General features: G+C 39.1%; 8 protein-coding genes and 1 pseudogene. 4 read left to right on the top strand and 5 right to left on the bottom strand.

Annotated elements, in window-relative coordinates; translation table 11 throughout:
- The first annotated feature begins 70 nt into the window (after positions 1-70).
- Entirely contained in the window at positions 71-205 is a 135-nt protein-coding gene (locus B3C18_RS18575) for a hypothetical protein (RefSeq protein WP_291150015.1), read from the top strand.
- 44 nt (positions 206-249) lie between these two features.
- Positions 250-936, top strand: a pseudogene (locus B3C18_RS18570) (IS3 family transposase); the annotation flags it as partial.
- A 271-nt stretch (positions 937-1,207) separates the two neighbouring features.
- Here the strand turns inward: B3C18_RS18570 and B3C18_RS18565 are convergent.
- Entirely contained in the window at positions 1,208-1,378 is a 171-nt protein-coding gene (locus B3C18_RS18565) for a Na+/H+ antiporter NhaA (RefSeq protein WP_291150021.1), read from the bottom strand.
- Positions 1,379-1,492: 114 nt separating this feature from the next.
- Between B3C18_RS18565 and B3C18_RS18560 the strand changes: the two genes are divergently transcribed.
- A complete protein-coding gene (locus B3C18_RS18560) occupies positions 1,493-1,711 on the top strand; it encodes a hypothetical protein (RefSeq protein ID WP_291150012.1) in 219 nt (72 codons plus the stop codon).
- Between the two features lie 163 nt (positions 1,712-1,874).
- On the opposite strand, the gene B3C18_RS18555 is transcribed toward B3C18_RS18560, so the two are convergent.
- The 3 genes from B3C18_RS18555 to B3C18_RS18545 form a co-directional block, all read right to left on the bottom strand.
- Complete coding sequence (locus B3C18_RS18555) at positions 1,875-2,378, bottom strand: response regulator (RefSeq protein WP_291150010.1); 504 nt, start codon at positions 2,376-2,378, stop codon at positions 1,875-1,877.
- 186 nt (positions 2,379-2,564) lie between these two features.
- The gene (locus B3C18_RS18550; protein ID WP_291150008.1) at positions 2,565-3,977 is read right to left on the bottom strand and encodes an SDR family oxidoreductase; all 1,413 of its coding nucleotides are present in this window, start codon (positions 3,975-3,977) and stop codon (positions 2,565-2,567) included.
- Between the two features lie 12 nt (positions 3,978-3,989).
- Positions 3,990-4,673, bottom strand: a complete 684-nt coding sequence (locus B3C18_RS18545) for an SDR family NAD(P)-dependent oxidoreductase (protein WP_291150004.1) — start codon at positions 4,671-4,673, stop codon at positions 3,990-3,992.
- A gap of 651 nt (positions 4,674-5,324) precedes the next feature.
- On the opposite strand from B3C18_RS18545, the gene B3C18_RS26005 reads away from it, so the two are divergent.
- Positions 5,325-5,873: a S24 family peptidase gene (locus B3C18_RS26005; RefSeq protein WP_349680590.1), complete on the top strand. Its 549-nt coding sequence runs from the start codon at positions 5,325-5,327 to the stop codon at positions 5,871-5,873.
- A 593-nt stretch (positions 5,874-6,466) separates the two neighbouring features.
- On the opposite strand, the gene B3C18_RS18535 is transcribed toward B3C18_RS26005, so the two are convergent.
- Positions 6,467-6,673, bottom strand: a complete 207-nt coding sequence (locus tag B3C18_RS18535; RefSeq protein WP_291150001.1) for a hypothetical protein — start codon at positions 6,671-6,673, stop codon at positions 6,467-6,469.
- Positions 6,674-6,802: the final 129 nt, after the last annotated feature.

The raw sequence follows: 6,802 nt of genomic DNA, 5'->3' as shown, positions 1-6,802 counted from the left end.
AGAATTAGAAATTGAAAGGGACATCCTAAAAAAGGCTCAAAATATCTTCTCCAAGAGCGGCGGGTGAAATATGAATTCATCAGAGAAAATGCTGAAATATTTCCTGTCGAGAAGATGTGCCGGATTTTTCAGATTCACAAAAGCAGTTTCTTTCGATGGAGGAAAAGAACACCCACTGCAAAGTCTGTACGGAAAGCCCATATAATAATAGAAATTATAAGAATTTACCACTAGAGCCAATGCCGATACGGAAGCCCTAGAATTGCTAAAGAATTAGATTCCATCAGGATAAAAGTTTCCAGAAAATTTGTCGGGCAGATTATGAAGGAAAACCATCTGAGAAGCATTGCAAAATCTAAATATAAAAAGACTACAAACCCACCCCGTAATAACAGATCAGCAGAAAACAGATTAGAACAGATTTTTAAGGCATCCAGAAGAAACGAAATCTTGGTTTCTGATATCACCTACATCGAAACAGATGAAGGATGGATCTATCTCACTGTGGTGATAGACCTTTTTGACCGTAAAGTGATCGGCTGGTCAATCAGCGAAACAATGAGAGCAAAAGATACCAGCATCACCTCTTTAATGAAAGCTCTTTTAAATCGTCCATTGCAGAACAATCAGGAACTACTCTTTCACTCAGACCAAGGAAAGCAATATGCCTGCCATGAGTTTATTGCTTTATTAGCCACAAATAAAATAACCCAAAGCATGAGCAGAAAAGGAAACTGCTATGATAACGCGATAGCAGAAAGCTTCTTCAAGACATTAAAGATAGAACTGGTATACCAAAATAAATATAAGACTAAAGAGAAAGCAGAAAAATCAATAACCGATTATATCGAGAACTTTTACAACACCTGCAGAAGACATTCTGCACTCGGAAACTTAACCATCGAAGAGTTTCAGAATCAGCAGGCAATTAAATAATAGCTTTTCTTATGATGCTAGAGTTAAACTGGGAGCACAATCGATGCATTTAGATTTAACAAGAACTCATAATGCTGTATTAAAACAATTTGAAGGCTCAAGTTCGAAACATTACTACAAAAACTGTTGTAATATTTAGCAATCAGAGATTTGTGGCAAAAGCATGGCACTTGGTATTTTTGAAAAATAGAAAGCCTGCAAATCAAGGTCTAACGAGCCTAGGTTTAAAACTGTATTAACAATTAAACAATACGCATACACCCTACAACTGTTAATTATTTTTCTGTCTCGTGTTGTAAAGTCTTAAAAGAAAAAAAACAGAAATTCCAGCCAGAACTGAAGTAATTAAAATGGCAAATTTTGCCTCATTTTGAAATTCTGGTAGTTGAAAGGAAAGCAGTGCGATGAAAATTGACATAGTAAATCCAATACCTCCTAACAGTCCCTGTACTGCAGCAACAGCAATAATCTCTTAATTTTGCAGTTTACAACACAGCTGCAAGCGCAAAGAGCAGTCATGCCTGAGTAAATACAGCTGTCAAGGAGATTATGAAAAATGAAGAAGTTTGAAATTAAAATTGCAGAGAAAGGCAAATGGCTGGTATCCCACAACGAGTTCCCAAAATTCACCTGCCAGTTTCAAAATAAAAGGTTTAACTATCAAAGAACCATTATAGGACTCTCTGACCCATCTGGTGATCCCAAAGAAGTAAAGCTGCTGGAGAAAATGGAAAAATGGCTAAAACAGTATCATAAGGAGAAAATAAACGAATGACAGGGAAAATTAAACGGCGGTATTTTGACTACTTGAAGTCCTTTTTTTACAATTAGTCCATCCTGGTTATACAGCATCACATACCAATTCCAATTACACAATCAATTATCTCTGCCACAAGGTAAAGCTGGTTCAATTAAAAGCAGATCGCAATGGGGATTATTTAATCCTTGTGAGATATATTCTTCTCAGAAACAAAAAATAAACTTATAACTGGGCTTAGTAAAGCTTTTGCCCAGTGCAGAAGGAACACTTTTTTGAGCACCAGCACAAAACCGGCAAAAGAACTGGGTTTCTGCACATAAAGGTCCGCCCCCTTATCAAAGGCATCTTCAATGTCGGCAGGATGGTCCCAGGTGGAGAGCATAACGGTGGGAATATCCCGAAGGTCTTTATCGTTCTTTATTTCTTCCAGCGCCTTTTTGCCCCCTTTAACGGGCATATTGACATCAATAAAAATAATATCGGGATCGGGCTCGGATTTATCTTTTAAGGTATCGAGGAGCTGCTGCCCGTTTTCAACGGTCGTTACCTCAGAGGCAATCTCCGCTTCATCCAGGGCATCGATGAATAATTCCTGGTCGTCTTTATCATCCTCGGCCAGCAGAATTTTTACTGGCTCTTTTTCTTTTGAGTCTCCAGCATCAGGTTTTTCAGCACTTATCATAACAAGGGAGTTTACAATTCCCAAATGTACTAAAAATGCCCAAATGAAATGATAGCCTGCAGCATTTAATGCTTTGTGGGCTGTTAGAAAATATTAGTGAAAACGATTCAGTCCGATATGCTATTCAGCAGGGCCGCAAAGGTCCAAAAACAGTAAACGAATTAAGTAATATTATTCCCTGAATGCTTAAATCAGCTTTTTAAGCATGCCGTCAAATATAAGACCATGAAACGGCAGCACGGCATACCAGTATAGTCTTCCCATAAGTCCACGGGGTTTAAAAGTGGCCGCCTGATATAAGGTATTGTTGATTATTTTAAATTCCAGCCAGGCTTCGCCCGGGAGTTTCATCTCTGCGTATAAAACCAGTTTGCCCTGCTGCTTATCGGCATATACCACCCTCCAGAAATCCAGCGCATCCCCTGCATGTATCTGCGTTTTATGGGTCCTTCCCCTTCTGGTCCCCACACCGCCAAAAATCTTATCGATGAACCCGCGCAGCTCCCAGAGCCAGTCGGCATAATACCATCCTGTCTCTCCGCCTATGGACCAGATCCGTGCAATGGTATATTCCTTGTTTATGACTGCTCTTTTTCTCCTGTCAATATAACAGCCTTTTTTTGGAACCTTTAAATATTGGGAAACATTTCCTGTGAACTGCCCGCTTACTCGCGAATCCTTCCAGCTCGAAACAATATCATCTTCACTAATTTTTTTCAGAGCCCTTTCTAATGCTTGCCGGTAAGGGATAGGTGTAACACCCAGTAAACTATTAATCCTGTTATCGCTGCAGATGACTTCTACTTTCATGCTGCTCACCAGCGCTGAGGCCAGCTTAAAGGAGGTTGAGGTCACAAAATATAGCCAGTAAGACGATAATTTCGGGGTCATAACCGGTACGGTGTAAATGTATCTCCTGAGTTTTTTTGCTTTGGCAAACTCCAGCAGCATTTCCCTGTAGGTCAGTATATCAGGTCCTCCGATATCAAAACTTTCATTATAGGTTAACGGGTTTAACAGCGAGCGGATTAAAAATTCTAAAACATCCCCAACAGCAATCGGCTGGCATTTCGTATTGAGCCATTTTGGCGTAATCATAAGGGGCAGTTTATCCACCAGGTCGCGTATGATTTCAAAAGAAGCGCTTCCTGATCCTACTATTATTCCCGCCCTGAGTACAGTTGATGGAACTGCTGCGGTTCTTAAGATTTCCTCTACCGCCTTTCTTGACGATAAATGCTTGGATAGTGAGGTATCATTTACAATTCCGCTCAGGTAAATAATCTGTTTGGCATTTGTTTGGTTTATTTTTTCAATAAAATAATTTGCCGAAATGCTTTCCAGCTGATCATAATTGGAAGCCCCGGACATCGAATGGATCAGGTAATAGGCCGCATCTATATCATCGGGGATATTTTTAAGGCTTTCGGGATCCAGAAAATCAACTTCGATAACCTGTATTTTATTTTTAAACTTTTCAGGAAAACAGAACCTGTTTTTATCGCGGACACAGCAGATTACCTCATTTCCATCATCCAGCAGCAAGGGCAGCAGCCTCTTGCCGATATAACCTGTTGCGCCTGTTAAAAGAATTTTCATGCCGCGCTGTATTTACAGTTTAAAACTTACCAAACCATAATCCATCGGAAAAACCTGACCCGAAATTGATGCTGCATCTTCAGACATAAGATAGCCTGCCACACGGGCCACCTCCTGGGGTTTGAGGTAATTTTTCAAAGGGTGGCGCTGAATCATATTTTCCTTCATCCGGTCGTTTCTTAAAATTGATGCCGATAAAGAAGTCTCGGTAATAGTCGGGGCAATGGCATTGATCCGGATTAACGGTGCTAGTTCGGCGCCGAGTGATTTAACGAGTCCCTCCACGGCTGCTTTGGACGCCGCAATACTGGAATGAAAAGGCATTCCAAGTTTAGCCGCAACACTGCTGAATAACACAATAGAAGGATTGTTGCCTTTTTTCAAAGCCGGCAGATAATGCTGGATCACTTTGACGGCGCCCATCACGTTAATTTCAAAATCATTTCTGAAATCATCAAGGCTCAAGCTCAAAATAGGTTTGAGGTTTATGGATCCCGGACAATAAACCAAAGCATCAATACTTTCAAATTCAGGTAAAGCATCCCCGAGCACATTACCTGTAAAGTGAATCAAATTCGGATGGATCATATCGGGAGCTGTCCTGCTGATATTGAAAACCCTGCAATTTTCCAGCTGCTGTACCAAAACTGCATTCCCGATTCCTTTACTGCCCCCGACAATTACAATTGTTTTCATTTTTTTAAAGATTAAATTTAAGAGCCGGTATAATAGTTTCTGCTGCGATTTTCAAGAAAATCAGATATTATTTATTAAATATCAAACAAAACAAAGTACATTTCGTGTAAGGTGATATTTTAATGTTAAAGATAATAATTGTTTAACTATTTTTATTAAATATTAAACAAAATATAAAGTATTTTATATAACTTAGTGATGCTGAACCCTCCAAATTAAATTCCGCAAGCAATTCTTACTACTTGATTAATTTGATTTCAGCGGTAATTACCAGCCAGTCCCTTTTGGATGTGCATTTCAATTCGGATATCAGGCAAAACATTTAAAAAGTTTTTAAATCCTAATGAAATCTTTATATCTTTATTCAAAGGCTTGTATTATTTTTAAACTGTTACTTCTTGGAAACACCATCGTCTTTTTTGACTCGATACTGAGCAAACTTGCCCGGAGCTATCCCGGGAGCTGTACGCTGGAGGAGCTCACCGCTCTAGTAATGCCCCCTATAATGTCCAGAGGACATTTGCTTAGAATATGTCCGCCCAGAGGCAGAAATACTTGATGCCCTGATCCAGATGCATGAAAAAGGGTATATTGTCCTGGATGAAGCTGCAGATGAGAGCCGTATCACCCGGAAAGGCCTTGTCAAGATAAATAACACGGTATTGTGCAATTAAGCTAAATGGTAAAGTTAATTTATCTACTGATTTCATTAACAGGCTGTGTAAACTCAATCCGCTGATTGATAAAGAATGGCTTATAACCGGAAATGGGAATGTTTTAAAAAACAGCTTTAACAGCAGCGAGAAAAAAAACAAATACTTACCACTTATAACAGCAGAAAACTTAACAGCTTATAGCTGCGGCAGTACAACTGTTTCTAGTGATAGCAAACAATTTTTAATTCCGGTTTTTGACGATGCAGATTATTTAATTACCGTAAAAGGCTCTTCCATGTACCCCAATTATCAGAATGGAGATATTGTCGCCTGTAAGTATCTTCCAATTGATACTTTTTTTCAATGGAACAAAGTTTATGTTATAAATACTACACGAGGAGTATTGGTTAAACGGGTATGCAGGTCTGATTTTGATAGCTTTATCACACTTGTAAGCGATAACAAAAATTACGATCCGGTTGAACTGCCAATATCTGAAGTGCTTTCTTCAGCAATTGTAACGGGTATAATTAGAGGAGAATAGCAATTTCTCTTTAGTTTTACAAGGCACGAATATCTATTGTGGAATGGGAATGAAATTTACTCCCCTTAATGGAATTTTTGGACTCAAACACTGGAATACGCTGGAGATCCGCTACGGGCATTATACCCGAACCACTAATATGACCTCAAACATTATCAGCATTAATATAAAATATAAATAACGTAGTGTAAGATAAATTTAAGACACGATTCTTATTTTTATCCAGATGCGATAATATTTAAAATTAAAATTATGAAAACTATACACTATTTTTGATCGGGATTTTACTGCTTTCCTTTGTCACTCAAACACTCAGGTGTCGGTTAAGATAAATATTGGAACTCCGCCGGCTTGGGGACCGGCCGGGTTATACAGATGTTAGGTATTATTATCCCCGGGATCTTGAAACCTATTGTGATGTGACTGCTTCAAACTATATTTATCTGAACAACAGAAGGCGGATAAGAACCCGATCTTTGCTTTGAGGTTACAGAAACTATAACCTATAGCGGGTATAAAGGCTGAACTGGCCAGGTAAAGAGATGGTCGTGCCTATGCCAATTTAAAAAGCCATAAAGTAAACGCATAAAAGGTTACAGGGGAAACCTCAAAAATACCTGGACAAAAGTCCGGGAAAGCACCTCAAGGTAGACCTTTCCAATTACCTGCCCCCCCTTGCCCCAGGTTTTGACCATCGCCAGATTGGCCAGCTCAATTTTTAGTTGACTGCCAATATATACCCCGATGGGTAGCGGCGCATGATTAACAATATCTTTTAAAAGCTGTAAAGTTCCTTCCATGGCTGCAGTTTGTTTTACCACTAAATCTATTTATTATAAGTCCAAACCCCGTTACACGCGGGTTTTTATTGTTTTAAAATTCCCATAACCTTCCTCAAAAAAACCCAGGAAAAGCTGTCTAAAATAAAA

It is taken from the genome of Flavobacterium sp. UBA7680, from assembly GCF_002482975.1.
Taxonomy (GTDB): domain Bacteria; phylum Bacteroidota; class Bacteroidia; order Flavobacteriales; family Flavobacteriaceae; genus Flavobacterium.
This window is presented reverse-complemented; position numbering and strand designations above follow the sequence as displayed.

What these genes read in the sequence shown, in the direction of transcription:
- B3C18_RS18575 (WP_291150015.1), top strand. Translation starts at nt 71, where the DNA reads ATGAATTCATCAGAGAAAATGCTGAAATATTTCCTGTCGAGAAGATGT.
- B3C18_RS18560 (WP_291150012.1), top strand. Translation starts at nt 1,493, where the DNA reads ATGAAGAAGTTTGAAATTAAAATTGCAGAGAAAGGCAAATGGCTGGTA.
- B3C18_RS18555 (WP_291150010.1), bottom strand. Translation starts at nt 2,378, where the DNA reads ATGATAAGTGCTGAAAAACCTGATGCTGGAGACTCAAAAGAAAAAGAG.
- B3C18_RS18550 (WP_291150008.1), bottom strand. Translation starts at nt 3,977, where the DNA reads ATGAAAATTCTTTTAACAGGCGCAACAGGTTATATCGGCAAGAGGCTG.
- B3C18_RS18545 (WP_291150004.1), bottom strand. Translation starts at nt 4,673, where the DNA reads ATGAAAACAATTGTAATTGTCGGGGGCAGTAAAGGAATCGGGAATGCA.
- B3C18_RS18535 (WP_291150001.1), bottom strand. Translation starts at nt 6,673, where the DNA reads ATGGAAGGAACTTTACAGCTTTTAAAAGATATTGTTAATCATGCGCCG.